Origin of the sequence: Carbonicoccus niuqiaonis (assembly GCF_050157065.1) — a bacterium.
Lineage (GTDB): Bacteria > Actinomycetota > Actinomycetes > Propionibacteriales > Propionibacteriaceae > Avipropionibacterium.
In genome coordinates this window covers 2666198-2692469 of sequence record NZ_CP189573.1, presented here as the reverse complement: position 1 = coordinate 2692469, position 26272 = coordinate 2666198, and the positions used below count along the sequence as shown (strand labels likewise).

At 70.0% G+C, this 26272-nt stretch carries 22 protein-coding genes; 11 read left to right on the top strand and 11 right to left on the bottom strand.

Annotation, left to right across the window (positions count from 1 at the left end; all coding sequences use genetic code 11):
- Positions 1 to 31: 31 nt before the first annotated feature.
- Positions 32 to 646, bottom strand: a complete 615-nt coding sequence (locus tag ACQBAU_RS12345) for a hypothetical protein (protein WP_465256404.1) — start codon at positions 644 to 646, stop codon at positions 32 to 34.
- Between the two features lie 158 nt (positions 647 to 804).
- A complete protein-coding gene (locus ACQBAU_RS12340; RefSeq protein ID WP_434550728.1) occupies positions 805 to 1209 on the bottom strand; it encodes a cupin domain-containing protein in 405 nt (134 codons plus the stop codon).
- Between the two features lie 98 nt (positions 1210 to 1307).
- On the opposite strand from ACQBAU_RS12340, the gene ACQBAU_RS12335 reads away from it, so the two are divergent.
- The 5 genes from ACQBAU_RS12335 to erm all read left to right on the top strand — a co-directional run bounded on the left by ACQBAU_RS12335 (position 1308) and on the right by erm (position 7382).
- The gene (locus ACQBAU_RS12335) at positions 1308 to 2930 is read left to right on the top strand and encodes an FAD-dependent oxidoreductase (RefSeq protein WP_465256405.1); all 1623 of its coding nucleotides are present in this window, start codon (positions 1308 to 1310) and stop codon (positions 2928 to 2930) included.
- A gap of 139 nt (positions 2931 to 3069) precedes the next feature.
- A complete protein-coding gene (gene leuA / locus ACQBAU_RS12330) occupies positions 3070 to 4845 on the top strand; it encodes a 2-isopropylmalate synthase (RefSeq protein ID WP_465256406.1) in 1776 nt (591 codons plus the stop codon).
- Entirely contained in the window at positions 4755 to 6005 is a 1251-nt protein-coding gene (locus ACQBAU_RS12325; RefSeq protein WP_465259361.1) for a Gfo/Idh/MocA family protein, read from the top strand. The genes leuA and ACQBAU_RS12325 overlap by 91 nt, the downstream gene beginning before the upstream one ends.
- On the top strand, positions 6002 to 6373 hold the full coding sequence (locus ACQBAU_RS12320) for a DoxX family protein (protein ID WP_434550724.1): 372 nt from the start codon (positions 6002 to 6004) through the stop codon (positions 6371 to 6373). Before ACQBAU_RS12325 ends, ACQBAU_RS12320 begins: the two co-directional genes overlap by 4 nt.
- A gap of 214 nt (positions 6374 to 6587) precedes the next feature.
- Positions 6588 to 7382 carry a 23S ribosomal RNA methyltransferase Erm gene (gene erm, locus ACQBAU_RS12315; RefSeq protein WP_465256408.1) on the top strand — a complete coding sequence of 265 codons (795 nt, stop codon included), beginning with the start codon at positions 6588 to 6590 and terminating at the stop codon, positions 7380 to 7382.
- On the opposite strand, the gene ACQBAU_RS12310 is transcribed toward erm, so the two are convergent.
- Positions 7329 to 8576, bottom strand: coding sequence for a Gfo/Idh/MocA family oxidoreductase (locus ACQBAU_RS12310; RefSeq protein WP_465256409.1), 1248 nt, complete (start codon positions 8574 to 8576; stop codon positions 7329 to 7331). The two genes, erm and ACQBAU_RS12310, sit on opposite strands and share 54 nt — an antisense overlap.
- Before the next feature lie 2 nt (positions 8577 to 8578).
- Positions 8579 to 9373, bottom strand: a complete 795-nt coding sequence (locus tag ACQBAU_RS12305; RefSeq protein ID WP_465256410.1) for an isoprenyl transferase — start codon at positions 9371 to 9373, stop codon at positions 8579 to 8581.
- A gap of 37 nt (positions 9374 to 9410) precedes the next feature.
- Between ACQBAU_RS12305 and recO the strand changes: the two genes are divergently transcribed.
- The gene (gene recO, locus ACQBAU_RS12300) at positions 9411 to 10154 is read left to right on the top strand and encodes a DNA repair protein RecO (protein WP_434550720.1); all 744 of its coding nucleotides are present in this window, start codon (positions 9411 to 9413) and stop codon (positions 10152 to 10154) included.
- Here the strand turns inward: recO and ACQBAU_RS12295 are convergent.
- Complete coding sequence (locus ACQBAU_RS12295; RefSeq protein WP_434550719.1) at positions 10141 to 11652, bottom strand: NAD-dependent epimerase/dehydratase family protein; 1512 nt, start codon at positions 11650 to 11652, stop codon at positions 10141 to 10143. The genes recO and ACQBAU_RS12295 overlap by 14 nt on opposite strands.
- A gap of 133 nt (positions 11653 to 11785) precedes the next feature.
- Between ACQBAU_RS12295 and ACQBAU_RS12290 the strand changes: the two genes are divergently transcribed.
- The gene (locus tag ACQBAU_RS12290; RefSeq protein ID WP_434550718.1) at positions 11786 to 12580 is read left to right on the top strand and encodes a hypothetical protein; all 795 of its coding nucleotides are present in this window, start codon (positions 11786 to 11788) and stop codon (positions 12578 to 12580) included.
- On the opposite strand, the gene ACQBAU_RS12285 is transcribed toward ACQBAU_RS12290, so the two are convergent.
- From ACQBAU_RS12285 to ACQBAU_RS12265, 5 genes are all read right to left on the bottom strand, one after another.
- A complete protein-coding gene (locus ACQBAU_RS12285; RefSeq protein ID WP_465256411.1) occupies positions 12577 to 13554 on the bottom strand; it encodes a metal ABC transporter permease in 978 nt (325 codons plus the stop codon). The two genes, ACQBAU_RS12290 and ACQBAU_RS12285, sit on opposite strands and share 4 nt — an antisense overlap.
- Position 13555: 1 nt before the next feature.
- Positions 13556 to 14329 carry a metal ABC transporter ATP-binding protein gene (locus ACQBAU_RS12280; RefSeq protein ID WP_434550716.1) on the bottom strand — a complete coding sequence of 258 codons (774 nt, stop codon included), beginning with the start codon at positions 14327 to 14329 and terminating at the stop codon, positions 13556 to 13558.
- Positions 14320 to 15318, bottom strand: coding sequence for a metal ABC transporter substrate-binding protein (locus ACQBAU_RS12275; protein WP_465256412.1), 999 nt, complete (start codon positions 15316 to 15318; stop codon positions 14320 to 14322). Before ACQBAU_RS12275 ends, ACQBAU_RS12280 begins: the two co-directional genes overlap by 10 nt.
- Positions 15319 to 15397: 79 nt before the next feature.
- Positions 15398 to 15697, bottom strand: a complete 300-nt coding sequence (locus ACQBAU_RS12270; RefSeq protein WP_465256413.1) for a DUF6703 family protein — start codon at positions 15695 to 15697, stop codon at positions 15398 to 15400.
- A gap of 29 nt (positions 15698 to 15726) precedes the next feature.
- Positions 15727 to 16035 carry an antibiotic biosynthesis monooxygenase family protein gene (locus ACQBAU_RS12265; protein WP_434550713.1) on the bottom strand — a complete coding sequence of 103 codons (309 nt, stop codon included), beginning with the start codon at positions 16033 to 16035 and terminating at the stop codon, positions 15727 to 15729.
- A gap of 76 nt (positions 16036 to 16111) precedes the next feature.
- Between ACQBAU_RS12265 and ACQBAU_RS12260 the strand changes: the two genes are divergently transcribed.
- The 4 genes from ACQBAU_RS12260 to ACQBAU_RS12245 all read left to right on the top strand — a co-directional run bounded on the left by ACQBAU_RS12260 (position 16112) and on the right by ACQBAU_RS12245 (position 20370).
- Positions 16112 to 17503 carry a glycine--tRNA ligase gene (locus ACQBAU_RS12260; protein ID WP_465256414.1) on the top strand — a complete coding sequence of 464 codons (1392 nt, stop codon included), beginning with the start codon at positions 16112 to 16114 and terminating at the stop codon, positions 17501 to 17503.
- 55 nt (positions 17504 to 17558) lie between these two features.
- Entirely contained in the window at positions 17559 to 18176 is a 618-nt protein-coding gene (locus ACQBAU_RS12255; RefSeq protein ID WP_434550711.1) for a DUF3592 domain-containing protein, read from the top strand.
- 160 nt (positions 18177 to 18336) lie between these two features.
- Entirely contained in the window at positions 18337 to 19410 is a 1074-nt protein-coding gene (gene dusB / locus ACQBAU_RS12250) for a tRNA dihydrouridine synthase DusB (protein WP_465259509.1), read from the top strand.
- A gap of 21 nt (positions 19411 to 19431) precedes the next feature.
- The gene (locus ACQBAU_RS12245; protein WP_465256415.1) at positions 19432 to 20370 is read left to right on the top strand and encodes a hypothetical protein; all 939 of its coding nucleotides are present in this window, start codon (positions 19432 to 19434) and stop codon (positions 20368 to 20370) included.
- A gap of 169 nt (positions 20371 to 20539) precedes the next feature.
- Here the strand turns inward: ACQBAU_RS12245 and ACQBAU_RS12240 are convergent, their stop codons facing one another.
- Positions 20540 to 26053, bottom strand: coding sequence for an ATP-binding protein (locus ACQBAU_RS12240; protein WP_465256482.1), 5514 nt, complete (start codon positions 26051 to 26053; stop codon positions 20540 to 20542).
- Positions 26054 to 26272: the final 219 nt, after the last annotated feature.

Genomic DNA, 26272 nt, shown 5'->3' with positions numbered 1-26272 from the left:
GTGACGACGAGCACCAACACCACAACGGCCGTCAGCGTCCTTGCCCGCATGTCGCCACCTCCTTCAGTCCGTCGGACAATTCGTAGTCGGTGACCCGCCAGCCGTCCTCGCTGCGTTCAGCGAAGACGTAGCCCGCTACGAGGACACCGGGCCGGGGCTCGATGTGCTTGTACTCGATGGTGACGTGGCGAGCGTCGACGCAGACGAAGACCTTGAGTCGATCACGGTCCACCGCAGTCGTGTCGCTCTCGATGACCTTTGTCCGTTCGCTGAACGTCGTCCCCAACGCCTTGGCCTCGAACACCCCAGATGACTCGTACTTGTAGTAGCTGCCGGTCGTGGTCGCATACTTCTCGATCTCCTCCGGCAACGTGTCCGCCCCACCGTTGATCAACACGTCATCGACGATCTTGTTCGCCTCGACGTAGGCGTTGATGGCTGCCTGCTTGTCCGCCTCCGACGGCATCGTCGGCGACGGTGTCGGCGAGGTTGGCGGCGTCGTCACATCCGTGCTGGACGGCGAGGGCGGCCCCGGCGGTGGGCCGTCATCGGGGACACAGCCCGCCACGGCCACCAGCACGAGCGCGGCACTCCCCAGCGAGAGCCCACGCCACCATCGGGTCACGCGGGTCGGGGCGTCGGCCATCGGCGTACTCCATCGTCGGCCCACCGTCGTTGACGTCGTTCGTTGACGTCGCCGACTGGGGGAGTGGGCGGTGCAACGGACCACACGATAGCCACGGACCGGCCACCGGCGCTGATCCTCCTGTGGACAACTCCGGCGGCCGACCCGGCCGCGCCGGGTCAGCCGAGCCGGAACTCGCGCCGGAAGCGTACGAGCATCGCCACCGACCGCAACGGGCCCAGCCCTGCGTCGATGAACCGGAACATCTCCTCGGTCCGCATCCCGGGTGACACCCGCCAACTGGCCCGGGTGGGCCGGTCCGACGGGTTCCACATCCGATGGCTCACCCCGGCAGGCACCTCCAGCACCTCCCCGACGCCGTACGCGCGGGAGGGCTCGGTGCCCAGCTCGACGGTCAACTCACCCTCCAGCACCTCGAAGCGTTCGACCTGGTGCGGGTGGAAGTGTCGGCGCGGCGGTGTGCCCGCGGGATCCCACGACGACTCGAGCTGCAACGCTGCCGGAGTCGACGAGATGACGGTCAGTCGTTGACCGGGGCTCAACTGCACGGTGTCGGTGCTCACGAGGCGAGTGTCACACGGCTCTCGCGATCCGACCCGGCCAGCACGACGCCCAACCCACATGAAAGGGTCTTGGCTGAACCCGAAGGAGTGGTCCCAACATGGCGGAACGGCAGACCGAGATCTTGGTGGTCGGCGGCGGACTGGGCGGCGTGGCCGCAGCCCTGGCAGCAGCGCGACTCGGCCATCAGGTCGTCCTCACCGAGCACACCGACTGGCTGGGTGGGCAGATGACCGCCCAAGCGGTCCCGCCGGACGAGAACGCCTGGATCGAGGACCGGTCGCTCGGCAACACGTCCTACATCGACGTACGGGAGCGCATCCGGCAGCACTACCGCGACCACTTCCCGCTGACCGACGAGGCGCGCAACAACCCGAAGCTCAACCCGGGCATGGGCGGGGTGAGCCGGCTGTGCCACGAGGCACCGGTCGCGGTGAAGGTCCTCAACGACCTGGTCGCCGAGCAGGGGGACCGGATCACCGTCCTGCTCGAGCACCAGCTCACCGACGTCCACACCGACGGCGACTCGATCACCGCCGCCAGCTTCAGCGGCCCGGCCGGCGACGTCACCATCGCCGCCCGGTACGTGCTGGACGCGACCGAGCTCGGCGACGTCCTCGAACTCGGCAACGTGGAGAGCGTGATCGGTGCGGAGGCGAAGTCCGACACCGGTGAGCTGCACGCCGTCGACGTCGCCGACCCGATGGACCAGCAGGCGATCACCTGGTGCTTCGCGATCGACCACCGGCCCGGCGAGGACCACACCATCGACCGGCCCGCCCGCTACGACGAATGGAAGACCCGGACCTACCCGTTCTGGCCCGGATCTCAACTGTCGTTCGACGACGTCCACCCCGTCACCCTGGAGCACCGCAACTGGCAGCTGCTCGAGCCCGAGGGCGGGGTCGACCCGGACGGACCGCGTGCGCTGTGGCGCTACCGCCAGATCCGGGCCGGTGCGAACCTCGTCGGGGGCACCCGGCTCGACGACGTGACCCTGGTCAACTGGCCCATGATCGACTACTGGGAGGCACCGCTGGTCGGGGTCACCCCGGAACAGCGGGCGGCCGCACTCGAGGGCAGCCGTTCGCTCTCGCTCTCCTTCCTGTACTGGATGCAGACCGAGGCACCGAACGCCGACGGCGGCACCGGCTACCCGGGGCTGCGGTTGCGACCCGACCTGACCGGCACCGCCGACGGGCTCGCCAAGGACGCCTACATCCGCGAGGCGCGACGCATCCGGTCCGAGTTCACCGTGCTCGAGCAGCACATCGGGGTGGCCGCCCGGCCACAGGGCATCGGGGGTGCGGAGCAGTTCGACGACAGCGTCGGCATCGGCTTCTACCGGATCGACCTGCACCCGAGCACCGCACCGCGGACGTACGTCGACGTCAACTGCCACCCGTTCCAGATCCCGCTGGGATCGCTGATCCCGGTACGGGTGGACAACCTGATCCCGGTCAACAAGAACATCGGCACCACCCACATCACCAACGGCGCCTACCGGCTCCACCCGGTCGAGTGGGCGATCGGTGAGGCGGCCGGGGTGCTGGTGCACCAGGCCATCGAGCGGAGGCTGCCGCCACGCGGGATCCGGTCGGACGCGAACGAGCTGGCCGACCTGCAACGACTGCTGACCAGCCAGGGCGTCGACCTGGCCTGGCCGGCCGACGTTCGCGAGGAGCACGACCTCCGTGTCCACGCCCCGGGCGCACCGACCTGACGCGCGGGGTACAGTACGGAACGTGTCGCGGCTGGTGTTGCTCCTTCGCTGCCGCAGCGAGGCCCGCTGACGGGTTCCTCCTCGCTGCGGAGCCCGACGTGCCCGGACCCGGCCCATCCCAGCGAAGGAACGACGACAGATGACCGACAACGACCAGTCCCAGCCCAGCCCGCACGGCACCCGGACGCAGCCGCGTCCGGTGCAACAGCCGAGCCCGATGCCGTACCAGCGCTATCGAGCCTTCACCCCGGTCGACGTGCCCGACCGCACCTGGCCGACCAAGAAGCTCACCGCGGCCCCGCGGTGGCTGTCGACCGACCTGCGTGACGGCAACCAGGCCCTGATCGACCCGATGACGCCCAACCGCAAGCGGCGGATGTTCGACCTGCTCGTCGGCATGGGGTACAAGGAGATCGAGATCGGGTTCCCATCGGCGAGCCAGACCGACTTCGCCTTCGTCCGGGAGTTGATCACCAGTGACGCGATCCCCGACGACGTGACGGTGTCGGTGCTGACCCAGGCCCGGGAGGACCTGATCGAGCGCACCGCACAGTCGCTGGAGGGGGCGGCACGGGCCAACATCCACCTCTACAACGCGACCGCGGAGCTGTTCCGGCGGGTCGTGTTCAAGATGAGCGGGGCCGAGTGCATCGCGCTCGCCACCCGGGGCACCGAGATGGTGATGAAGTACGCCGAGGAGTTCTGCGGCGACACCGAGTTCGGCTACCAGTACTCACCGGAGATCTTCACCCAGACCCCGACCGACTTCGCACTCGAGGTGTGTCATGCGGTGATGGACGTGTGGCAGCCCGAGGACGGGCGGGAGATCATCCTCAACCTGCCTGCCACGGTGGAGATGTCGACGCCGAACACCTACGCCGACCAGATCGAGTACTTCGGTCGGCACATCCGCAACCGCGAGAACGTGACGATCTCGCTGCACCCGCACAACGATCGTGGGACGGCGGTCGCGGCCACCGAACTGGCGCTGATGGCCGGCGCCGACCGGGTGGAGGGCTGCCTGTTCGGCCACGGCGAGCGGACCGGCAACGTCGACCTGGTCACCCTCGGCATGAACCTGTTCAGCCAGGGCATCGATCCCAAGATCAACTTCTCCGACATCGACGAGGTGCGGCGCACCGTCGAGTGGTGCACCAACCTGCCCGTCCACCCGCGCCACCCGTACGCCGGCGATCTGGTCTACACCGCGTTCTCCGGGTCGCACCAGGACGCGATCAAGAAGGGCCTCGAAGCACTCGAGCAGCAGGCGACGGCAGCCGGGACGACCTTGCACGACATCCCGTGGGAGGCGCCGTACCTGCCGATCGATCCGTACGACGTCGGGCGGACCTACGAGGCCGTGATCAGGGTCAATTCCCAGTCCGGCAAGGGCGGGGTGGCCTACATCCTCAAGGCCGAGCACTCGATCGACCTGCCACGTCGGCTGCAGATGGAGTTCTCCCGGGTGGTGCAGGCCCGCACCGACACCGAGGGGGGCGAGGTGTCGGCCGAGACGCTCTGGTCGATCTTCCGGTCGGAGTACCTGGACCGCACCAGCCCGTACACCTTGATCAGCACCCAGGCGTCGTCGGGCAGCGGTGAGCACGACACCGTCACCGCGGTCGTCGAGAAGGCCGGGGAACGACGCACCATCAGCGGTGAGGGCAACGGGCCGGTGTCGGCGTTCGTCGACGCCCTGCAGTCCGAGGGCGCCCACGTCCGCGTCCTCGACTACCACGAGCACGCACTCTCGGCCGGCGGCGACGCCTCGGCTGCGGCGTACGTGGAGTGTGAGGTCGGCGAGGGTGACGACGCCCAACTCGTGTGGGGTGTGGGGATCGACCCCAACATCGTCACCGCATCCCTGCGCGCCGTGCTGGGCGCACTCAACCGAGCGGAGGCTCAGCGGAAGTGATCACGGTCGGGCTCGCCGGAGCGAGCGGCTACGGAAGGATCCATCTGGCACGCCTTGCCAGGTTGGGACGTGCCGGGGTGACCGAACTGGTCGGCGTCGCCGATCCGGCCGGTCCGGGGGAGGACACCCCACCCGGCACCCCCGTTCATGCTGATCTTGATGCGCTGCTCGCCGCCGGCGTGCCCGACGTGGTGATCGTGTCCACGCCGATCCACACCCACGTCCCGCTCGCGGCCGCGGCGATGCGGGCCGGCGCCGACGTGTACGTGGAGAAGCCGCCGGCCGCATCGCTGCCCGGCTTCGATGAGCTGCTGGCCGTCCAGGCCGAGACCGGACGGCTCTGCCAGGTCGGTTTCCAGAGCCTCGGCTCGCGCTGCTTCGACCGGATCGCCGACCTGCTGGCCGCCGGCACCGTGGGCGAGGTGCAGCGGATCGCCGCCACCGGACTGTGGCTGCGCAGGCTGGCCTACTTCCAACGGTCGGCGTGGGCCGGGAAGCGGCGGGTCGGCGACGTCGTGGTGGCCGACGGCGTGGTCACCAACCCGCTGTCGCACTCGGTCGCGACCGCGCTCCGGCTGGCCGGACTGGACCGGATCGACCGGCTCGGCACGATCACCACCGAGCTGTACCGGGCCAACGACATCGAGGGGGACGACACCTCCTTCGTCCGGGTGGAACCGGCCGCTCCCGGCGGCGTCGAGGTGGTCGCCGCCCTCACCGTCACCAACACCGAACAGCTGCCGGCCCGGGTCGACCTGGTGGGGGACCGCGGCCGGATCTCGTTCCGCTACAACGAGGACATCCTCGAGGTCACCGATGAGTCCGGGACGACCACCTCTGAGCAGCTCGACCGGATCGACCTGTTCGAGAACCTGCTCGCCCATCGTGTCGACCCGGGGGTGCCGCTGCTGGCACCGTTGGAGTCGACCAGCGGCTTCACCGCCGTGCTGCAGGCGGTGCAGGACGCGCCGCCACCGACCCCGATCGGCGGCGACGACGTGACCTGGGTCGACGAGGGCGACCAGACCCACCCGGTGGTCCGTGACATCGACCGTTGGGTGGCCGAAGCCGTGGCCGGCAACGGGTTCGCGGCGGCCGGTGCCCCGTGGGCGCGAGCCGAAGCCGTACGACAGCACCAGTTCGAGGCCGTCGGGTCGTGATCTGGGACATCATCCGCAACAGCTCCGGTCCGCTGACCATGGCGCTGATGCTGATCGCCGGCATCAGCAAGGTCACCGGGCAGACCCCGATGCGTGACACGGCCGCGCACTTCGGCATCCCGTGGGAGAGGTACCGGATGATCGGGTTCGCCGAACTGGCGGCCGTGGTCGGGATCCTGATCGGCTTCTGGGTGCCGGTGCTGGGCGTCGTGACCGGTGCCGCGGTCGTGGCCCTGATGATCGGCGCGATCGTCGTCCACCTTCGCTCGTCGGATCCGTTCACGGAGTTGGGGTCGGCCGTGGTGACGTGGCTGTTCTCGACGGCCTACCTGGTGGCCCAGACCGTGATCATGATCCGACAGTTCTGAGGCACCCCGACCCGAGCGGAAAACCGCTTGGCCCGCCCGGTCTGCCGTCCTACCCTGTCCGCCATGGGATGTTTCTCCGCAGCGATGTGTGTCGCACGGCCCCGCCGCGCCTGACGGCGGGCTGACCTGACCGTAGCTCCGCCGCACCCGGCCCCGCCGGCGCGGCACCCTTGGCGCGTGCGCCGGCTCCACCTTGCTTGAGCGGAGCCTTGCCTTGTCCCGTGTACCCCAACATTCACCCGGACCCCACGAACTCGGCCAGAACTTCCTGGTCGACCACCGGATCCTCACCCGCATCACCAGCCTGGTCGCCACGACCGATGGTCCGATCGTCGAGCTGGCTGCCGGCGACGGCTCGCTGACCGGCCACCTCGTCAGGTTGCGGCGACCACTGACGGCCGTGGAGGTCGACCCGCGACACGTCACCACCCTGCGACGACGATTCGGCCGCCGCGTCGACGTCGTGGCGGCCGACATCCTGCGCCACCGGGCGCCGAGCAGGCCGCACGTCGTGGTGGGCAACGTGCCCTTCCACATCACCACCCCGGTGATGCGGCGACTACTACGGACACCGCACTGGAACCAGGCGGTGCTGATCACCCAGTGGGAGGTGGCACGGAAACGCGCCGGGGTCGGCGGTGCCACCCTGCTGACCGCCCAGTGGTGGCCCTGGTTCGAGGCCGACCTGGTCACCCGGGTCCCCAGCAGCGCCTTTCGACCGCGACCGTCGGTGGATGCGGGAGTCCTCCACCTGACCCGCCGCCCGGCCCCGTGGGTGAGTGATCGCGACCGCTACCAGGCGTTCGTGAAGCGGGTCTTCAGTGGTCCCGGGCGTGGGGTCCCCGACATCCTGCGAAGGGCCGGGGTCCCCAAGCGGGCGGTCAATCGGTGGGCCGCGGCGGTGGGCGTCACGGCTCGCCACCTTCCGCGTGACCTCACCGCGGCGCAGTGGGTGTCAGCCTTCGAGGCCCAGGTCGCCGATCCGGATCGCAGACCCGGTCCGCAGTGACTCGTTGCCGGCCATCCCGACCGATGCGGCACGCAGCCCGTCGCGCCAGCTCGCGGGGCGGGCCAGCGGATCGTCACCCGGGCCGACGAAGAGGTCGGACAGCAGCAGCGTGTCGCCGCCACCGTGGCCACCGCGGCCTTCGGGGATGGTGACGTCGTACGGGTCGTCCCAGTGCCGCTGCACGGTGAGGCGGTGTCGTTTCGGTCGACCAGCCTCGATGACCTCCAGCTCGGCCCGGCCGGCGGTTCCGTTCACCGAGACCCGGTAGCCCTCCCATGGCGCGTGCGCGTGCAGCGCATAGCTGAGCACCGGGCCACCGGTGTAGTTGACGACCACCGCGAGGGTGTCCTCGATGGTGATGCCGGGTCCGAACACGTCCTGGTCGCGGTGGTAGCCGTCGTGGTGCTCGTTGGCGAGGTAGAGCGCTGCCAGCCGCGGGTCGGTCCGCAGGTCCAGCTCGAACGGGGTGCGGTCCGGGTCGTCGTGGGTGCCGCGCGGGTGGGGGTGGGCGAAGCCGTACCGGTCGGCGTTGGCGTCGCCGTAGAACTTCAGGCCGCCGCTGGCGTACACCCGTTCGGGCACGTCGTCGAGCCACCAGTTGACCAAGTCGAAGTGGTGGGACGCCTTGTGCACCAGCAGTCCGCCGGAGTCGATCTTGTCGCGGTGCCAGCGGCGGAAGTAGTCCGCGCCGTGCCGGGTGTCGAGCAGCCACTCGAAGGTGACCGACAGCACGGTGCCGATGTCGCCGTCGGTGATCACCTGCTTGAGGGCGCTGTTGCGGGGCGAGTAGCGGTAGTTGAAGGTGGTGACCACCTCGCGGCCGGTGGCGGCGACGGCGTCGGTGATCAGCTTGGCCCCGGCCGGATCGGTGGTGAGCGGCTTCTCCACGACGACGTCGGCCCCGGCGTGCAGGCTGCGGGCGATCAGGTCGGCGTGGGTGTGGTCGGGGGTGGTGATGATGACCCGGTCGACCCGGTGGTCACCGATCACGGCCTCCAGTCGGTCCGGTCCGCCGGTCACCACCTCGGCCACGCCGTCGAGGGCTGCCAGGTGGTGGTCGATCCGGCCCGGGTTGGTGTCGAGCAGGGCGACCAGCTCGGCGACCGTCCGGTGCTCGGTGGTGATGGCCCGCAGGTACATCTCGACCCGGTTGCCGGCTCCCACCACCGCGTACCTGGTCCGTCCGGTGTTCATGATCAGGTCCTGTCGTCGACGGGGTTGGGCACCGCACCACCGAAGCGCCGGTCGCGGTGTACGTACTGCTCGATCGCCCGCCACAGGTCGCGCCGGTCGAAGTCGGGCCAGAGTCGGTCGAGGAACACCATCTCGGCGTAGGCCGACTGCCACACCAGGAAGTTCGAGGTCCGCTGTTCGCCCGAGGAGCGGACGAAGAGGTCGACGTCGGGGACGTCCGGCTCGTCGAGGAACGCCCGGAATCGCTTCTCCGACAGGCGTGCCGGGTCGAGACGCCCGTCGACGGCGGCCTGCGCGATGGCCCGGGCGGCGTCGACGATCTCGGCCCGCCCGCCGTAGTTGACGCAGAACTGCAGGGTCAGCACGTCGTTGTCGACGGTTCGCCGTTCGGCGTCCTCGAGCTCACTGATCACGCTCTTCCACAGCCGCGGTCGCCGGCCGGCCCACCGGACCCGGACCCCCAGCGCATCGAGTTGATCACGTCGGCGGTGGATCACGTCACGGTTGAAGCCCATCAGCCAGCGCACCTCCTCGGGCGACCGCGACCAGTTCTCGGTCGAGAACGCGTACGCCGACAGGTACTTCACGCCGATCTCGATGGCGCCCTCGATCACGTCGAACAGGCTGTCCTCGCCGCGGGCGTGGCCGTCGGTCCGGGGCAGCCCCCGCTGCTTGGCCCAGCGGCCGTTGCCGTCCATCACGATCGCCACGTGGTTGGGCACCTGGGCCTGCTTCAGTGCGGGAGGTCGCGCACCACTGGGGTGCGGTTCGGGAGATCGGTACCGTCGGCGAGCCACGATGGGATCGTACCCATCGAAGGAGGACAATGGCCCGATGGCGACTCACCGGGACGATGCGGTGGTCCTGCGCACCCACAAGCTGGGTGAGGCGGACCGCATCATCACCCTGCTCTGCCGCCGCAACGGCAAGGTCCGCGCGGTCGCCAAGGGGGTACGGCGGACCTCGTCGAAGTTCGGTGCCCGGCTGGAGCCGTTCAGCCACGTCGACCTGCAGTTCGTCGACGGACGCACGCTGGCGGTGATCACCCAGGCCGAGTCGATCCGGGCGTACGGCGAGCCGCTCACCCACGACTTCGGCCGCTACAGCGCAGGCCAGGCGATGTTGGAGACCGCCGACCGGGTGGTGGGCGAGGAACGCGAGCCCGCCACCCAGCAGTTCGGCCTGCTGGTCGGCGCGTTGCGGGTGCTGCACGACGGCACCGCCGACGGCCCGCGGCCGGCGACGATGGTGCTCGACTCGTACCTGCTGCGCAGCCTGGCCATCGCCGGGTACGCGCCGTCGTTCGACGACTGTGCCCGCTGCGGACTGACCGGTCCGCACGACAGCTTCACCCCGTCGATGGGTGGCGTGGTGTGTGCCGGCTGTCGCCCACCGGGCTGTGCCCGACCCGATCCGGCGACGCTGGCCCTGTTGGCTGCGCTGCTGACCGGAGACTGGGCGGCGACCCGGGACGCGCCCGAACGGGTGTCGCGGCAGGCCAGCGGACTGGTTGCCGCCTACACCACCTGGCACCTGGAGCGGGCGCTCCGGTCGTTGCCGTTGGTCAGTCGAGACTGACCCCGGCCGCGTACCAGGCGCGGTCGAGCCGGTCGCTGGCCTCCCAGCCCAGGACGTCGCGGGCCCGGTCAACGGTGTAGTGGTCGTGCGGGCTCGGCGCCAGTACGTTGACCACCGGGCTGGGCTCGGGGAGCCGGGTCACGTCGGCCGCCGCGGCGACCGAGCGGGCCGAGTCGGCCCAGGAGACGACGAAGGCGACCTTCTGCCCACCGCGACGGGTCTCGGTGTCGGGGTTGTTCGCGGAGAATCCGTTGTACAGCAGCACCGGTGCGGCGATCTGGTGCCGCTCGGCGAACAGCCGGACGACCTCCTGGCCCAGCAGCTTCGTCATCAGGTAGACCCAGTCGCCGGCACGGAAGTTCTGGGTGCCGTCGACCCGGCGGTCGTGGTCGCTGCCGATCGGGAACGGTGCGATCGCCAGCGTCGGGCCGGTGTGCACCACCCGACGGATGCCCTCGTCGACCGCAGCGAGCATCACGTTGCGGGCGCCGAGCAGGTTGACCCGGAAGGCGAGGCCGACGTCGTTGCGCATCACCGACAGGTTGACCAGGCAGTCGGCACCGGCGGCGGCCGCGCGGACCTGCGCGAGATCGGTGATGTCGACGGGCACGTCCTCGTGCGGGGCGCTCGGCGGGGACGGCAACGGGGCACCGGGTGACTGTGGTGCCCGGGTCGCCAACTCGGCCATCGACTTCAGGTCGGTGAGCCGTACGAATTCTCGCTCGGTGAACTCGACCGCGGTGGCCGCACCCATCGGACCGCCCGCCCCGTACACCGTGATCCGGTTGCTGGGCGGCAGGTCGGTCACCGGCTGCGGGGTGGCGGGCCACTGCGGCACCGGCACCGAGGACTGCTGCGGGTGCAGGTGCTTCGGAGCCCAGCCGAACGGTGAGGCGGCGGCCGCGACCAGCTCGTAGCGACCGTCACCGCGGACGATGTGGAGCGGCTTCCAGCTGCCGGCCGGCAGCGACTGCGGCAGCGGGACCGTCGCGGCGGTGACGATCGCCGACACCGCGTCGTCGACGTGCAACCAGCGGGGATCGACGTCCTCTGCTGCGAACCGGTCGGCGTCGACCACCTCGTCGAGGCGCAAAGCCAGGGTGGCGACGGCGCGGTTGCGGCTCAGTTCGCGCCCGGTGATCTCACCCAGGTGGACGGCCAGCGAGGTGCCGTCCAGTTCCGGGCGGGGGAGCCAGGACTCCCGGACCGCCCAACCGTCGTCGTAACCGGCGAGGATGCGCATCGACGACAGCTGGAGGTAGCGGCCCGCACGCATGGACTGCAGCAGGTTCCAGGTGCCGAGGGTGGAGCGGAGGATCTGGTCGTCCTCGTCGCTTCCCTGCCCGAGGCCGTGGACCACCAGGTCGTACCCCTCGGCGTGGGGTAGTTCGGTGTCGAGGAGGTCAGCGGTCAGCGCGTCGACGTCGTGGGCGCGACCCAGCGACTCTCGCAGCGGACCGAACAGGATGTCGGGAATGTCGACGAGCAGCACACGCATGCACGCACCATAATCCGACCACCGGCACCATTCCGGCCGCGTCCACCCTGCGCGGCCGTCCTCGACCGTCGGCGTGCGACGATGGGGCGAGCCGACATCGTCGGTGGCCGGATCAGCAAGGAGAACGAAGCCGATGTATCCCGACCCGGGGCCGCAACAGCCGTCGACCCGGCTCAGCGGCGTCGCGATCGTGATCGGCGTCCTGGCGATCGTGATCGTGCTCGGCGTCGTGGCCGGTGTCGTCGTGTGGGTGGTCCGGGGCGGCCCCGGTGCAGACCCGCCACCGCAGCCCCCCACACCGCCGCCGTCCTCGACGCAGCCGACGCCGGCGGAGTCCTCGCCGGTCACGTCGACCCCACCCAGCGAGACGACCCGCCCCAGCCCTGAGCAAGGGCCGGCCGTGACCGCGGCCAACCTGCCCACCTCCGGTGACCTGGTGTGGCCGGGCCAGCAGTGGCGCGTGAAGGACAACCTCGCCGAACTGCCCGCCGAGCCGGCCGCACCGTGCCAGACGTGGACCCCCGCCGGACCACCGGCCGCCGGCAGCGGGATGGGCCGGACGTTCGAGCTGAAGCCCGGCCCGGGTCGCGGGGTGGCGTACGTGCTCAGCTACCCGAGCGAGGCGGACGCCCGCGCGGCCGCCGACATGATCATGGCCGACGCCGAGCAGTGCGGTCAGCGGCTGTCGGGTGAGCAGTCGGAGGTGCAGACCCTGAACAGCCCGTTGGGACAGGGGAGGTACCTCGACCTGACCTGGCGGACCGGTGATGTCGATCATGTCGGGACCTGGGGGGTGGCGACCCGCGGGGAACGGTTGGTCTGGCTGTGGCTGGAGGCCGACGGGCCCGCCCCGGAGTGGGTCGGCACCGAGGACGGTCATCCGATGGCGGCGAGCCTGGCGAACGCGCTCAGTCGGCTCCGCCACTAGTGTTCGTCGTAGTGGTCGCCGTGCTCGGCGTGCAGGTGTCCGTCGTGGACGTAGTCGACGTGTGAGCCGTGCCGGACGGCGAGGTGTTCGCAGTCGGGGGAGTGCACGTGCGGATGCGTCGGGGTGGTCTGGTGGGCGGCGACCGGACCCTCGTCGGGCAGTTCTGCCTGCTGTCGGCGTCGCCGCAGCAGTTTGCCGAGTGGCCAGCTGATCACGAACACGGCGATCGCGACCACGACGATCAGGGCCCCGGGGGCGAGGTCGGCGTACCAGGAACCGACGGCACCGCCGACGGCGGCGACCGCGCCGACGCCCATCGCGGTGAGCATCGTCTTGTGGAAGCCGCGGACCGCGTTCTGCGCGGCGGCGACGGGGACGACCATCAGCGCGCTGACCAGCAACAGGCCGACGGTCCGCATCGCCAGGGTCACCGTGATCGCGGCCAGCACCACGATCAGGTAGTTCAGGAACCGGACCGGCAGGCCGAGCACCTTGGCGTACTCCTCGTCACTGCACACCGCGAACAGTTGTGGTGCCAGCCCGATCGCCGGGATCAGCACGATCGCGCCGAGCACCATGATCAGCACCAGGTCGTCCCCGGTGACGGTGGTGAGCGATCCGAACAGGTACTGCGACAGGGTGCCGGTGCCGGCCCCGGCGGCACCGGCCAGCAGGACGCCGGTGGCGAGTCCGCCGTAGAACAGGATGGCGAGGCCCACGTCACCCGACGCCTGTCCACGTTGGCGCAGGGTCTCGATCAGGAGGGCACCCAGGACGGCCACCACCACCGCCATGATCAACGGGGAGGTGGAGGTGATGAACGCCAGGCCGACGCCGGCGATGGCGACGTGGCCGAGCCCGTCACCCAGCAGGCTGAGTCGCCGCTGCACGATGTAGGTGCCGATGGACGGTGCCAGCAGCCCGGTCAGCAGGGCGGCGAGCAGCGCCCGCTGCATGAACGGCATGCTCAACATCTCAAACATGGTTGTCCCCGATCAGCCGACCCGGCAGCAGTCCCTCGTCCTCGGCCGTGGGGTCGTCGGGATGGTGATGATCATGGCTGTGTTCGGCGGGGGGCGGTTCGACGTTGGCGATCCGGCCGCTGCGCATGGTGAGGGAGCGGTCGATCACCGAGCTCAGCGGTCCGACGTCGTGCATCACCACCAGCATCGAACGGCCGCCGGTGATCAACTGCTGGATCAGGTCGGCCAGGATCTGCTGGTGCTCGAGGTCGACCCCGGCGGTCGGCTCGTCCAACATCAGCAGGTCGGGGTCGGACACCAGGGCGCGGGCGATCAGCGCCCGCTGCTGCTGTCCGCCGGACAGGTTGGCGACCTCATGGGAGCGGCGGTCGGCGAGGTCCACCTGGACGAGGGCCCGGTTGACGGCATCCCGGTCGGCAGCACCGGCCGGGACGAACGGCTTGCGGAGGGGGAGTCGTCCCGACATCACCATCTCCCGTACGGTCGCGCCGCGCAGCGAGGCGCTGGTGCGCTGCGGTACGTAGCCGATCCGGTGCCAGGCGCGGAACTGCGGCTGCGGTGTCCCGAACAGCGTTATCCGTCCGTGCTGGATCGGCACCAGGCCCAGTGCGGCGCGGATGAACGTCGACTTGCCCGATCCGTTGCCGCCCAGCAGGGCGACCGCCTCGCCCGGCAGCACCTCGGCGGTGACGCCGCGGAGCACGGGCAGGCCGCCGCCGAGGACCACGCGCAGGTCCTCGGCGGCCAGGACGGGGGTCACTGACATCCGTTGGCCGCCTGCAGTGCCGCCAGGTTCGACTTCATGACCGCAACATAGTCCGATCCGCGGGAGTCGGGGGTGATGCCCTCGAGTGGATCCAGTACAGCGGTCTTCAGGCCCAGGTCGCCGGCGATGGATTCGGCGACGGCGGGGGAGACCAGGGTCTCGTAGAAGATCGTGGTGATGCCGTGTTCCTTGGCGGCGGCGTGCACCTCACCGATCCGGGCCGGGGAGGGCTCGGCGTCGGGGCTCAGGCCCGAGATCGCGATCTGCGTCAGGTCGTACGCGCTCGCCAGGTAGCCGAAGGCGGCGTGGGAGGTGATGAACTCGCGGCGCTCACAGGTCGCCAGTCCGGTGCTGAACTCGGTGTCCAGGCCGGTGAGCTCGGTCCGCAGGGCGGCCAGGTTCGCCTCGTACGCGGCTGCGTTGTCCGGATCGATCTCGCTCAGCTTTGCGAACACCGCCTCGGCCATGGTGATCATGTTCGTCGGGTTGAGCCAGACGTGCGGGTCGATGTCGCCGTGCTCGTGTTCGTGCTCGTGCCCTTCCTCCTCGTGACCCTCGCCCTCGTGCTCGTGGCCCTCTTCTTCGTGCTCGTGGCCCCCGTGCTCGTGCCCCTCGTGCTCGGTGACCGGCACCGGCGGCACCACGGTCGTCATGTCGAGGGTCTGCTCGTTGCCGGACTGCGCGACCGCCTCGTCGACCGACGCCTGGAACCCGGACTGGTAGACCACCAGGCCGGCGGAGCCGATCGACCCGACCTGACGGGGGGTCAGCTCGAGGTCGTGGGGTTCGACACCGGGTTCGGTGAGCGAGGTCACCTCGGTGTGGTCGCCACCGACCCGCTCGGCGAGGAACTGCAGCGGGTAGAACGCGGCGACGACCTGGAGCCGGCCGGAGCCTGCGCCGCCGCCGGCGTCCGGGGCACAGCCGCTGCTGAGCAGGAGGGCGATCGTGGCGACGAGCACGGGGAACAGACGCAGTGTCTTTGGCATGAGAACCATTTTCATTAACGAAGGTCCGGGTGTCAAACCCGGATGACATCGCCGGGGCGGACTTCGGGTGGGGTGGGCGTCAGGTCCCGCTCGTGAAGCGGACGGCCGCGACCACGCCCAGCAGCAGCACGGTGGCGACCCGGACGGCCTTGCCGCCGGCACCGACGGCCGGCCACGCCAGGTAGGCGAGCCACGCCATCCACAGCATCACCGCGGCGAGCGCCACCATCGCGACGGGGATCGGGGCCAGGACGCCGACCGCCAGCACGGCGACGGTGAGCAACGGCACGATCGGGCGTGGCAGCGAGGTGAGCCTCAGCAGCACGGGGCGGCTGATCCGCTCGATCTCACCGCGGATGCTCTGGGGCTGGTCGGTCATCGTGCTCCTCAGGACGTGGGGCGGGCCGGTCACTCGCCCCGCGGAACATTGTCCCCGACGAACGCGGGGTCCTCGTACGCCGTGGGTTCGTCGATCGCCTCCGACAGCATCGGGACCACCACCATCTTCGACTCCAGACCCGACAGGGCCCGGCGGTACGACCCGACGTCGGCCCATCGGGTGGTCAACGTCCACAGGTCGGGATCATCCACGTTGCGGGCCAGGTCGAGGCTCAACAGCCCCGGCCTGGCCCGGAGCACCGCGGCCGCAGCCTCTGCCCGCACGAGGAAGTCGTCGGTCCGGTCCGCGGTGACCCGAAACCGGGTGAGCACGATCATGGGCCCCAGCGTAGGGTTGGGTCGTCCGACGGGCGCCAGCCGGGTGTCCGTCCCCTGTCATGTCTGGAGTGAGACCGTGGCCCCGACCAGCCGCATCGACAACGTCATCAGCCTGTGCAAGCGACGGGGATTCGTCTTCCCCTGCGGTGAGATCTACGGCGGTACGAGGTCGGCCTGGGACTACGGGCCGCTGGGGGTGGAGCTCAAGGAGAACATCAAGCGGCAGTGGTGGAAGTCGATGGTGACCGGCCGTGAGGACGTCGTCGGGCTCGACTCGTCGATCATCCTGCCGAAGGAGACCTGGGTCGCCTCCGGACACGTCGGCACCTTCAGCGATCCGCTCACCGAGTGCACCTCGTGCCACAAGCGGTTCCGTCAGGACCACCTGCAGGAGGCGCTGGCCGCCAAGAAGGGGATCGACGATCCGGACTCGATCGCGATGGCCGACGTCGCGTGCCCGCACTGCGGCACCCGGGGCCAGTGGACCGAGGCTCGCGAGTTCAACATGATGTTGAAGACCCACCTCGGCGTGATCGAGGACGAGTCCGGGCTGCACTACCTGCGGCCGGAGACCGCCCAGGGCATCTTCATCAACTTCGCCAACGTGGTGCAGACCTCGCGTCGCAAGCCGCCGTTCGGCATCGCGCAGACCGGCAAGAGCTTCCGCAACGAGATCACGCCGGGCAACTTCATCTTCCGGACCCGGGAGTTCGAGCAGATGGAGATGGAGTTCTTCGTCAAGCCCGGTGAGGACGAGGAGTGGCACCAGTACTGGATCGACGAGCGGACCAACTGGTACACCGGGCTCGGCATCGACCCCGACAACCTGCGCCACTTCGAGCACCCGCAGGAGAAGTTGTCGCACTACGCCAAGCGCACCGTCGACATCGAGTACCGCTTCCAGTTCGCCGGCAACGAGTGGGGTGAGCTGGAGGGCATCGCCAACCGCACCGACTTCGACCTGACGGCGCACTCGAAGCACTCCGGCACCGACCTGCGCTACTTCGACCAGGCGACCAACGAGCGGTGGACGCCGTACGTGATCGAGCCGGCGGCCGGGCTGTCGCGCTCGTTGATGACGTTCCTGGTCGACGCGTACGTGGAGGACGAGGCCCCCAACACCAAGGGTGGCGTGGACAAGCGGACCGTGTTGCGGCTCGACCCGCGGCTCGCCCCGGTGAAGGCCGCGGTGCTGCCGCTGTCGCGCAACGAGAGCCTGTCGCCGAAGGCGCGGGACCTCGCCGCCCAGCTCCGCCAGCACTGGAACGTCGAGTTCGACGACGCCCAGGCGATCGGCCGGCGCTACCGACGGCAGGACGAGATCGGCACCCCGTACTGCATCACCGTCGACTTCGACACCCTCGAGGACGATGCGGTGACGATCCGGGAGCGGGACGCCATGACGCAGGAGCGGGTGGCGATCGGTCAGGTGGAGTCCTACCTGGCCCAGCGACTGGTCGGTTGCTGACAGCATGCCTGCCCACGTGACCGGGTCGACCGGCGGGCCGGGGTCGACGAGGCGGATGGCGTCGACCAAGACGATGGGGACTCTGTTCCTCGTCATCGGGATCGTCCTGTTCGTCGTGCTGGGTGCGGTCGCCGTCGGGCTGACCGTACGAAACGTGCAGCAGGCGAGCTGGCCGCACGCGCAAGGCGTCGTCGTCCACGTGGAGACCTACGTCGATCGTGACAACGACCGCGACCGGCGCAACGACCGGAACCGTCGCGGCGACCGGATGATGTACAGGCCGCAGATCGAGTTCACCGCCGCCGACGGCCAGTCGTACACGTTCACCTCCGGGCTGAGCACGAGTGAACCGTGGACGGTCGGCGACACCGTCGACGTGCAGTACAACCCGGACAATCCGCTGGAGGCCAAGATCTCCGGCAACGCGGCCTGGGTGCCGTGGATGTTGGGTGGCATGGCCCTGGTGTTCGGGCTCGTCTTCGGCGGGGTGGGGCTGCACCTGCGTCGGTCGGACGGGGCGTCGGGCTCCGGGCCGGGAGCTGCGGGCGGACCGGGAGGCTCCGGCGGGCGCCACCTGAGCAGCGGCTCGATGTCCAGCGGGACTTGGTCGGGCTGGTCGGGCCCGCGTCCCGACGATGCGCCCGGCGGGTCGCCCGGCGAACCGCGGCGCTGATCGGGACGCCGTACGGGTCCGGGATCGGGGTCTCGGAGGTGGAGGTCTGTAGACTCGACCGGTGGCCGTCCTGACAGCAGAGCACGATGCGACCCACCGCGTGGCCCCGCCACTGCGGTTGGGCGACGTCGTCGTCGACACCCCGGTGGTGCTGGCGCCGATGGCCGGGATCACCAACGCTGCGTACCGGCAGCTGTGCCGCGAGCAGGGCGCCGGCCTGTACGTGTGCGAGATGATCACTTCCCGCGGACTGATCGAGCGCGACTCCAAGACGATGTCGATGCTGCAGTTCGACCCGGGCGAGACGATCCGGTCGGTGCAGTTGTACGGGGTCGACCCCGCCACGATGGCCGAGGCGACCGACATCCTGTGCAGTGAGTTCGGGGTCGCCCACGTCGACCTGAACTTCGGCTGCCCGGTGCCGAAGGTCACCCGCAAGGGCGGGGGAGCCGCCCTGCCGTGGAAGCGGGACCTGTTGGCCGCCATTCTCCGAGCGACCGTACGGGCCGCCGCACGGCACGGGGTCCCGGTGACCTGCAAGACCCGCAAGGGGATCGACCAGCAGCACCTGACGTTTCTGGATGCCGGCCGGATCGCGGAGGACTCCGGTGTCGCCGCGATCGCACTGCACGGTCGTACGGCCCGGCAGTCGTACTCGGGGACCGCCGACTGGGACGCGATCGCGGAGCTGAAGCAGCACGTGTCGATCCCGGTGCTGGGCAACGGTGACATCTGGGAGGCCTCCGACGCGCTGTCGATGGTCGAGCAGACCGGTGTCGACGGTGTGGTCGTCGGCCGGGGCTGCCTCGGTCGGCCCTGGCTGTTCCGCGACCTGGCCGATGCGTTCGCCGGGCGCACGTCGAGGGCGTTGCCGAGCCTGGGGGAGGTGACCGCGACGGTTCGTCGGCATGCCGAGCTGTTGATCGGGCTGTCGAACGAGTTGCGTGGGCTGATGGACCTGCGCAAGCACATGGGGTGGTACTTCAAGGGCTTCCCGGTCGGCGGAGACCTGCGGCGAACCTTGGCGACCGTCGCGAGCCTGGCCGAGCTGGACGACCTGCTGGGTCAGCTGGACCCGACGGTGCCGTTCCCCGAGACCGAACTCGGCTCACCGCGCGGCCGGCAGGGCAGCCCGAAGGGCAAGGTCGTGCTGCCCGAGGGCTGGCTCGACTCCGAGACCGGCGGTTGTGGTCTCGACCTGGCCGACGCGGAGATCGGGATCTCCGGCGGCTGAGCGGACTGGCAGAATCGTCCGGTGACCCTTTCATCTCGGCGTACGATCCTCCGCGGGCTCGCGGGAGTCGGTGCTGTCGGACTGGCAGCCTTCGGAGTCACCGGCTGCTCGGGGTCCACCGCCGCCGAACGCGAGTTCGTCGACGGACTGCGCGAACGGTTGCCGCAGATCGACGGTGTCGCCGATGCCGAGGTCAGGGTCGCCAAGCCGTTCGCCGAAACCCCCAAGGTCACCATCGAACTCGTCGGCGAGATGTCACGCACCCCGGAGCAGGTGCTGGCAACCGCCCAGGAGGTGCAGGCCACGGTCAACGGCCTGACCATGCCGGACGATCTGTCGGGGGCCGTCCTCGTGGCGAGGCTCACCCAGCAGCTCGGTCGGGCGAAACTCCTGCTGGGCCTGGCCGGGATCGATCAGGACACGGTCACCGCACAGTTCGAGGCCGCGCTGGCCGAGGTCGACCGCGGTGCCCACACCGTGGCGACCGGCGAGCTCGTCCAGGCCGAGTGGAGCCTCATCGACGAGGCCGCACTGACCGCACCCGTGGTCGGCCTCGACAACCAGTTGATCCGCCGCGCCACGGTTGATCAGGAGGCGACGTTCACCGTGTCGATCCGCCGCGGCTCGCAGGCGCCGAACCTCCCGGTGGCGGCGGCAACGGCGCCGATGCTGCCCGCGGTCGCCCGCGACATCATGCTGCGGGAGATGGATGGCTGGCAGTGGGAGGTGGCGCCGCACACCCAAGACATCGAGGATCCCCAACTCCGCCAAGGATCCGTGGCGATGCTTCGTGCCCTGGCCGCGGCTGCCAGTCCGGTCGAGGTGAAGATCAACAAGCCCTGGTGGGCGACCCTGACCGTTGACCGGACGGTCCAGTTGATCAGGCTGAGTGGTGACCAGGCCGAACGGGCCGAGGTGGAGCAGGTGATCACGGACCTGCTGGCGCAGGTGAACGGCTGAGCGTCGCAATCAGGTCTCAGGCCACCCCACGTGCATAATTTGTGGAGTCGATGCTGCAGATCTGCAGTAGTGTCTCCATCTGTCCCGCTTCCGTCGTTCCGCTGCGGCGTGCAGCTCCCCGCGAACGACCGATCCGGTGTCGCGGGGTGTGCAGGGAGTCAGGCCCGCGTCACAGTCCCCTTTCGATCGCCGAGATGATCTTGGGCCGCAGTTCGGCCACGGTGATCACCTCGTCGACGGAGCCGACCTCCACCGCACGGTGGATGCTGTGGACGCCGTCGAACTCGGCGGCGATCTCGCCGATCTTCTCCGCCCGCAGTTCCGCCTGCAGTTCGGTCAGCTCGACCATCAGCTCGCCACGTTGATCAGCTGCGGCGGCGTCGATGCGCTGCTGCAGTGCGGTGTTGCGCGGATCTGCCGCAGAACGCTTCGCCACCTCCGAGGCGAACACTACTGCTGCGGCGGGGGCGCCACCGAGCACGGAGGCGTACGAACCCTCCAGGGCAAGCACGGTCATCTGCGGGTTGAGCCGCTTGGAGAACACCACGAACGCACCACCGTGGTAGCGCGAGATCACCACGAAGACGATCGGGCCGTCGAAGTTGACGATCGCTCGGCCGATCTCGGCGCCGTACTCCAGTTGCAGGTTCTTCATCGACTCCGGTGACCCGTCGAAGCCGGACAGGTTGGCCAGCACGACGACGGGGCGGTTGCCGGACGCGGCGTTGATGCCGCGTGCGACCTTCTTCGACGACCGGGGGAACAACGTCCCGGCGGTCCAGGTGTCGGGTCCGTCGGCGGGCGGGAAACCGTGTCGGGGAACGGGTTTCGACTCGATCCCGATCAGGCTCACCGGGTACCCACCCAGCCGCGCATCGGTCACCACGGCGGTCTCGGCATCAGCCATCCCGGCCCAGCGTTCGAGCATCGGATGATCTTGGTCGCTGACCGCGCGCATCACCGTACGGATGTCGAAGGGCTTCTTGCGGTCGGGGTTCTTGTCGGCGGAGAAGATCTCGCCGACCGTGCTGAAGTCGCCCTCGGCATGGTCGTACGGTGACACGTCGCGATCGGCGGGGTCCTCGGTCGGCGCGCGACGCGGACCGGACTCACCGGGGGCCACCCAGGTGTGCTCGTAGTGCGACATCAGCACCCCGAACGCGCCGGCCAGGTCGGGCACCCAGTACTGCGCCTGTCCGTTGGGACCCATCACCCGGTCGTACCCACCGATGCCGAAGTTGTCCTCGGCCGACACACCACCGGAGAAGTCGAGTGACTGCTTGCCGGTCAGCACCATCGCCGAGTCGGGCGTCATCACCAGGATTCCCTTGGTGTGCATGAGCATCGTGGCCTCGGCGTTCCAGTACGGCTGCGCGCCGACGTTGATGCCGGCCACCACGACGTTGATCTCGCCACCGGCCTGGGTGAACTCGACGATCCGCTTCAGCGCGGCCGCGACCCAGTCCATGTTCTCGGTGCCCGAGTCCATCGACACCCGGGCGCCGGCCGACACCGCGAACCACTCGACCGGGACGCCGAGGTCGTCGGCCAGGTCGAGGGCGGCGATCACCCGCGCACTCTCGGCCTCCGACAGCGCCCCCAGCGACTTCGTCGGGTCACCGCACAGTGCGACGCGGGTCACCCCGTCCGGGTGCAGCGGGGTCGGCGTGGTCACCACCGCGGCGATCATGCCCGCCGTGTTGTGGCCGAACGGCCGGTCCACCGGGACCAGCTTGCCGGTGTCGTCGAGGTCGTACTCGACCAGGCTGCCGCCGGCACCGGCGAGCACCGGCACCAGTTCGTACGGGTAGACCAGGCCGCGTCGCCGTGCCCGCAGCACGTTCATGGCGTAGTCGTCGAGGGGCTTCAAGGGTTCGGTCGGCGGGTCGACCAGGTCGGCGACAACACCCCGACCCGGCCGGGAGTGGAACCGGATCGCGATCGGGTGGATCGACCCGTCGGGCGCGAACACCCGGCCCTGGGCCAACACCTCCTCCAGGCCGGCACCTTCGCTGAGCGGGGTGATCTTGTCCTGCAACGCCTTCAGCTGGTCGACGTCGGCCTCGATCGGCGGCCACACCGTCACCCACACGTGGTTGACGTCGAGCCGGCTGCCGGCGCGGCCGCGCGCGGTCCGTACCCGTCGGATCGCCTCCAGGCAGTGCTCCACCGCACGCTCGGCGTGCGGCAGGCTGACCACGTCACCGGCCTCGTTCCTGATCACCGCGAGCTGTCGGACCTGCGCCATCGCGATCAGCCGCCGATCGGCGGGATTCGCCTTCGCGACCGCTTCGTACAGCAGCACGTCGTCGGGTGCGTCCAACCGGGTGACGTCGAACTCGCTGAGCCGCCACAGGTTGAGCCGGCGGCCCACCATCGGATGGAAGCCGTGCACCAACTCGTCCTCGGTGAGCGAGTGGTCGGGGTTGGTCTTGAACGTGACGTAGTCCACCGGACGGTCCAGCAGGGGACAGACGGCCACCGACACCCGCCGGGTACCGCGGACGAACGCCTGACGCTGCAACAGGTCGGCCAGCCGCGCCGCCACGGCCTGCTGGTCGGCCGGCGGGTCGGGCCAACGCAGGTAGATCTCGACGACGTTGTCCACGGTGTCGGACAGGGCGCCGTTGATCGCGTCGTTCAGCGCGGTGCCCGACTCCAGTTCGCTGATGTCGCCCAGCGTCGACACCACGCGGGTCGGGCCCGTCTCGTCCAGCACGTACTCGGCGTGCACCACCGGCCGGCCCGCGACCGAGGTGACGGTGAGGTCCCGCAGCGCCCACTCAAGGTAGTGGCGCCGGATCAGCACCTCCAGCAGCGGTTCGTGCTCGGGCAGCCCGTCGGCGAGCCGGTCACGCAGGAAGCCGACGAGTTGTTCGGGGATGTTGGTGAGCGCGTCGATCCGATCCGCCCGGTCGGGTGCGGTCGGGTCGGTCAGCGCCTCCACCTCAGCAGCGACCGAGGACAGCACGCTGCGACGTTCGGCGTCCACGGTCGGCTGGTCGAACCAGCGGAACCGGACCGAACGGGCCAGGTCGCCGATCACGGCGAACCGGAGCTGGGTGGCGCGGACCAGCCGGTCCAACAGGGCCCGGGCCCGTACGGCGTCGTCCCCGGTCGGCGGGGTCTCGGCGGCCCAGTGCTGCAGGATGCCGACCGCCACGTCGACGTCGCCACCGTTCTGCTGGGTCAGGAAGGCGCGGAACACCGCCTCGACGAGCTCGGGGGACCGGTCGAGGCTGGTCACGCCGTAGTGGCCGAGCACCCGCAGCAGCTTGTCGCGGAACTGATCGGGCAGCGCACCACGGTCCGGGTCGAGACCCTGCAGGTAGGTGTGGAAGTGCTCCCGGGAGCTGTGCACCCGCAGTTCGGTGTGCAACTCCTCGCGGGCCGGTCGGTTGCGGGTGAGCTCGACGAAGTCGCAGAACAGGCCGAGCAACTCGCTGTCGGCGGCGAACACGTCCACCCCGGCGGTGGCCAGGTCGACCCGGGCGTCGAGGTAGCCGTTCAGCACGGTCCCCCGTCCACCAGGGGTGCAGTCGAAGCCCATCAGCAGTTCGCGCAACCGGGTCAGCGCGGTCCGGCCGCGGGCCAGCGGGGTCGGCTCCGCGGTCGGGGTCGGCAGATCGACGCCCGGTCCGGCGGTGGTGGGTGCTGCCTCGTCGTCGACGGTGGGCTCGAGGCGCAGCAGCGGGGCGCCGGTCTCGACCTGGGTCCCGGTGCGGACCAGGAGTTCGCGGACGCGGCCGGTGAACGGCGCGGTGAGCACCGTCTCCATCTTCATCGACTCCAGCACCAGCACCGGCGCCCCGGCCGACACCTCGTCACCGACCGCCAGCGGGGTGCTGATCACCAGCGCCGGAGCGGGGGAGCGCAGCACGCCACCCTCGTCACGACTCACCCGGTGGGTGATGCCGTCGACCTCGACCAGGTGCACGGTGCCGTGGGTCGCGGTCACCAGCCGGTGCACCTCGCCCGCCACCTTGAGCCGCGCGTGCACCTCGTCCAGTCGGTCGATCGAGACCTCGACCGTACGGTCAGTGGTCCCGTCGGCGAGCGTCACCTCGTACCGCCGCGGACCGATCTGGCCGACGGTGACCGCGTACGTGGCACCGCGCAGCTTGAGCTCGATCGAGCGGAACGGTTCGTGCTGCACCTGCGGGCGACCACCGCGGGCGGTGTCGAGGAAGCGGGCGGTCTCGGTCCGCTCGTCCTCCTCGTACGCCTCGATCGCCGAGGCGACCAGCGCGATCCCGGCGTGCTGCTCGGCGACCAGTCGTCCCTCGCCGCGGGCCCGGTCGACCCATCCGGTGTCGGCCCAGACCGGTTCGCCGCTGGTCACCTCCGGCTGGTCGAGCAGGTCGAGCACGAAGCTCTTGTTGGTGGCACCGCCCTCGATCACGACGGTGGTCTCGAGCATCGCTCGCCGCAGCCGTGCGAGCGCCTCCTCGCGGCTGGCGCCGTACGCGATGATCTTGGCGATCATGGAGTCGAAGTCGGCCGGGATCGTGTCCCCCTCGGTGACCCCCGTGTCGACCCGGATCCCAGGCCCGGCAGGGAACTCGAGGCGTGCGATGCGTCCCGGTGCGGGGGCGAAGTCGCGATCGGGGTCCTCGGCGTTGAGTCGCGCCTCGATGGCGTGACCGCGCTCATCGGGTCGGTCGCCGACCAGCGGGCGGCCGGCGGCGACCATGAGCTGGCAGGCGACCAGGTCCAGGCCGGTGACGACCTCGGTGATGGGGTGCTCCACCTGGAGCCGGGTGTTGACCTCGAGGAAGGCGAAGCTCTTCGACCCCGGGTGGTAGAGGAACTCGACCGTGCCGGCGCCCACGTACCCGACGGCCAGGGCGAGCCGTTCCGCCGACGCCCGCAACTCGGCGGTCTGGTCGGCGTCCAGCAGGGGGGAGGACGACTCCTCGATCACCTTCTGGTTGCGACGCTGCACCGTGCAGTCCCGGACGCCGACCGCCCAGGCGGTGCCGTGTGCGTCGGCGATCACCTGCACCTCGACGTGCCGGGCACCGGTGACGAGCTTCTCCAGGAAGACGGTGCCGCTGCCGAACGCGCGCTCGGCCTCGTCACGGGTGCGCTGGTAGGCGTCGGACAGTTCTGCGGCCGAGGTGACCTTGCGGATCCCTCGGCCGCCGCCGCCGGCGGTCGCCTTGAGCATCAACGGATAGCCGATCTCGTCGGCGCCGGCGAGCGCTGCCTCGAGGGTGTCGACCCCGCCGCGGCTCCACGGGGCGACCGGCACCCCGACCTCCTCGGCGATCAACTTCGAGCCGATCTTGTCGCCGAGCCGACGCATCGCGTCGGCGGACGGTCCGATGAAGGTGATGCCCAGCCGGGCGCACAGGTCGGCGAACGCCGGGTCCTCGGCGACGAAGCCCCAGCCCACCCAGACCGCGTCGGCGCCGGTGTCGACCAGGGCCCGCTCCAGCACGGTGAGGTCGAGGTACGGGCGAGCGGCGGCCGGGCCGAGCAGGTGGGCCTCGTCGGCCTCCCGGACGAAAGCGGCGGTGGCGTCGACGTCGGTGTGGAGTGCGATGGTCCGGATCGGAGCGGCCGTTCCGCGGGCGTTCAGGTCACGGACGGCGTGGATCAGCCGCATCGCGGCCTCGCCCCGGTTGACGATCGCGACACGCGAAATGGCCACGGCCTTGCCCGGAGACGGGTTGTTCATGCTGCTCGACACGTGCTGACGATGCCAGTTAAGTCCTCCGCCCGCACTGTTACCGGGCCGTGACCGGGCAACTGCCACGGATTCTGTCCAGTCCTACAAATTCTCCGATGTCGTGTTGGACCTTGGTCGATGGCGGCCACAGGCCGCCCGGCACGGAACGGCCCGTGGCACAGTGTGCTCGTGGAGGAGCAGCGAGCGCCCAGCGAGCGGACCCGCCAG

What these genes read in the sequence shown, in the direction of transcription:
- ACQBAU_RS12345 (WP_465256404.1), bottom strand. Translation starts at nt 646, where the DNA reads ATGGCCGACGCCCCGACCCGCGTGACCCGATGGTGGCGTGGGCTCTCG.
- ACQBAU_RS12335 (WP_465256405.1), top strand. Translation starts at nt 1,308, where the DNA reads ATGGCGGAACGGCAGACCGAGATCTTGGTGGTCGGCGGCGGACTGGGC.
- leuA (WP_465256406.1), top strand. Translation starts at nt 3,070, where the DNA reads ATGACCGACAACGACCAGTCCCAGCCCAGCCCGCACGGCACCCGGACG.
- ACQBAU_RS12310 (WP_465256409.1), bottom strand. Translation starts at nt 8,576, where the DNA reads ATGAACACCGGACGGACCAGGTACGCGGTGGTGGGAGCCGGCAACCGG.
- recO (WP_434550720.1), top strand. Translation starts at nt 9,411, where the DNA reads ATGGCGACTCACCGGGACGATGCGGTGGTCCTGCGCACCCACAAGCTG.
- ACQBAU_RS12295 (WP_434550719.1), bottom strand. Translation starts at nt 11,652, where the DNA reads ATGCGTGTGCTGCTCGTCGACATTCCCGACATCCTGTTCGGTCCGCTG.
- ACQBAU_RS12290 (WP_434550718.1), top strand. Translation starts at nt 11,786, where the DNA reads ATGTATCCCGACCCGGGGCCGCAACAGCCGTCGACCCGGCTCAGCGGC.
- ACQBAU_RS12285 (WP_465256411.1), bottom strand. Translation starts at nt 13,554, where the DNA reads ATGTTGAGCATGCCGTTCATGCAGCGGGCGCTGCTCGCCGCCCTGCTG.
- ACQBAU_RS12280 (WP_434550716.1), bottom strand. Translation starts at nt 14,329, where the DNA reads ATGTCAGTGACCCCCGTCCTGGCCGCCGAGGACCTGCGCGTGGTCCTC.
- ACQBAU_RS12275 (WP_465256412.1), bottom strand. Translation starts at nt 15,318, where the DNA reads ATGCCAAAGACACTGCGTCTGTTCCCCGTGCTCGTCGCCACGATCGCC.
- ACQBAU_RS12270 (WP_465256413.1), bottom strand. Translation starts at nt 15,697, where the DNA reads ATGACCGACCAGCCCCAGAGCATCCGCGGTGAGATCGAGCGGATCAGC.
- ACQBAU_RS12265 (WP_434550713.1), bottom strand. Translation starts at nt 16,035, where the DNA reads ATGATCGTGCTCACCCGGTTTCGGGTCACCGCGGACCGGACCGACGAC.
- ACQBAU_RS12255 (WP_434550711.1), top strand. Translation starts at nt 17,559, where the DNA reads ATGGCGTCGACCAAGACGATGGGGACTCTGTTCCTCGTCATCGGGATC.
- dusB (WP_465259509.1), top strand. Translation starts at nt 18,337, where the DNA reads ATGGCCGGGATCACCAACGCTGCGTACCGGCAGCTGTGCCGCGAGCAG.
- ACQBAU_RS12240 (WP_465256482.1), bottom strand. Translation starts at nt 26,053, where the DNA reads ATGAACAACCCGTCTCCGGGCAAGGCCGTGGCCATTTCGCGTGTCGCG.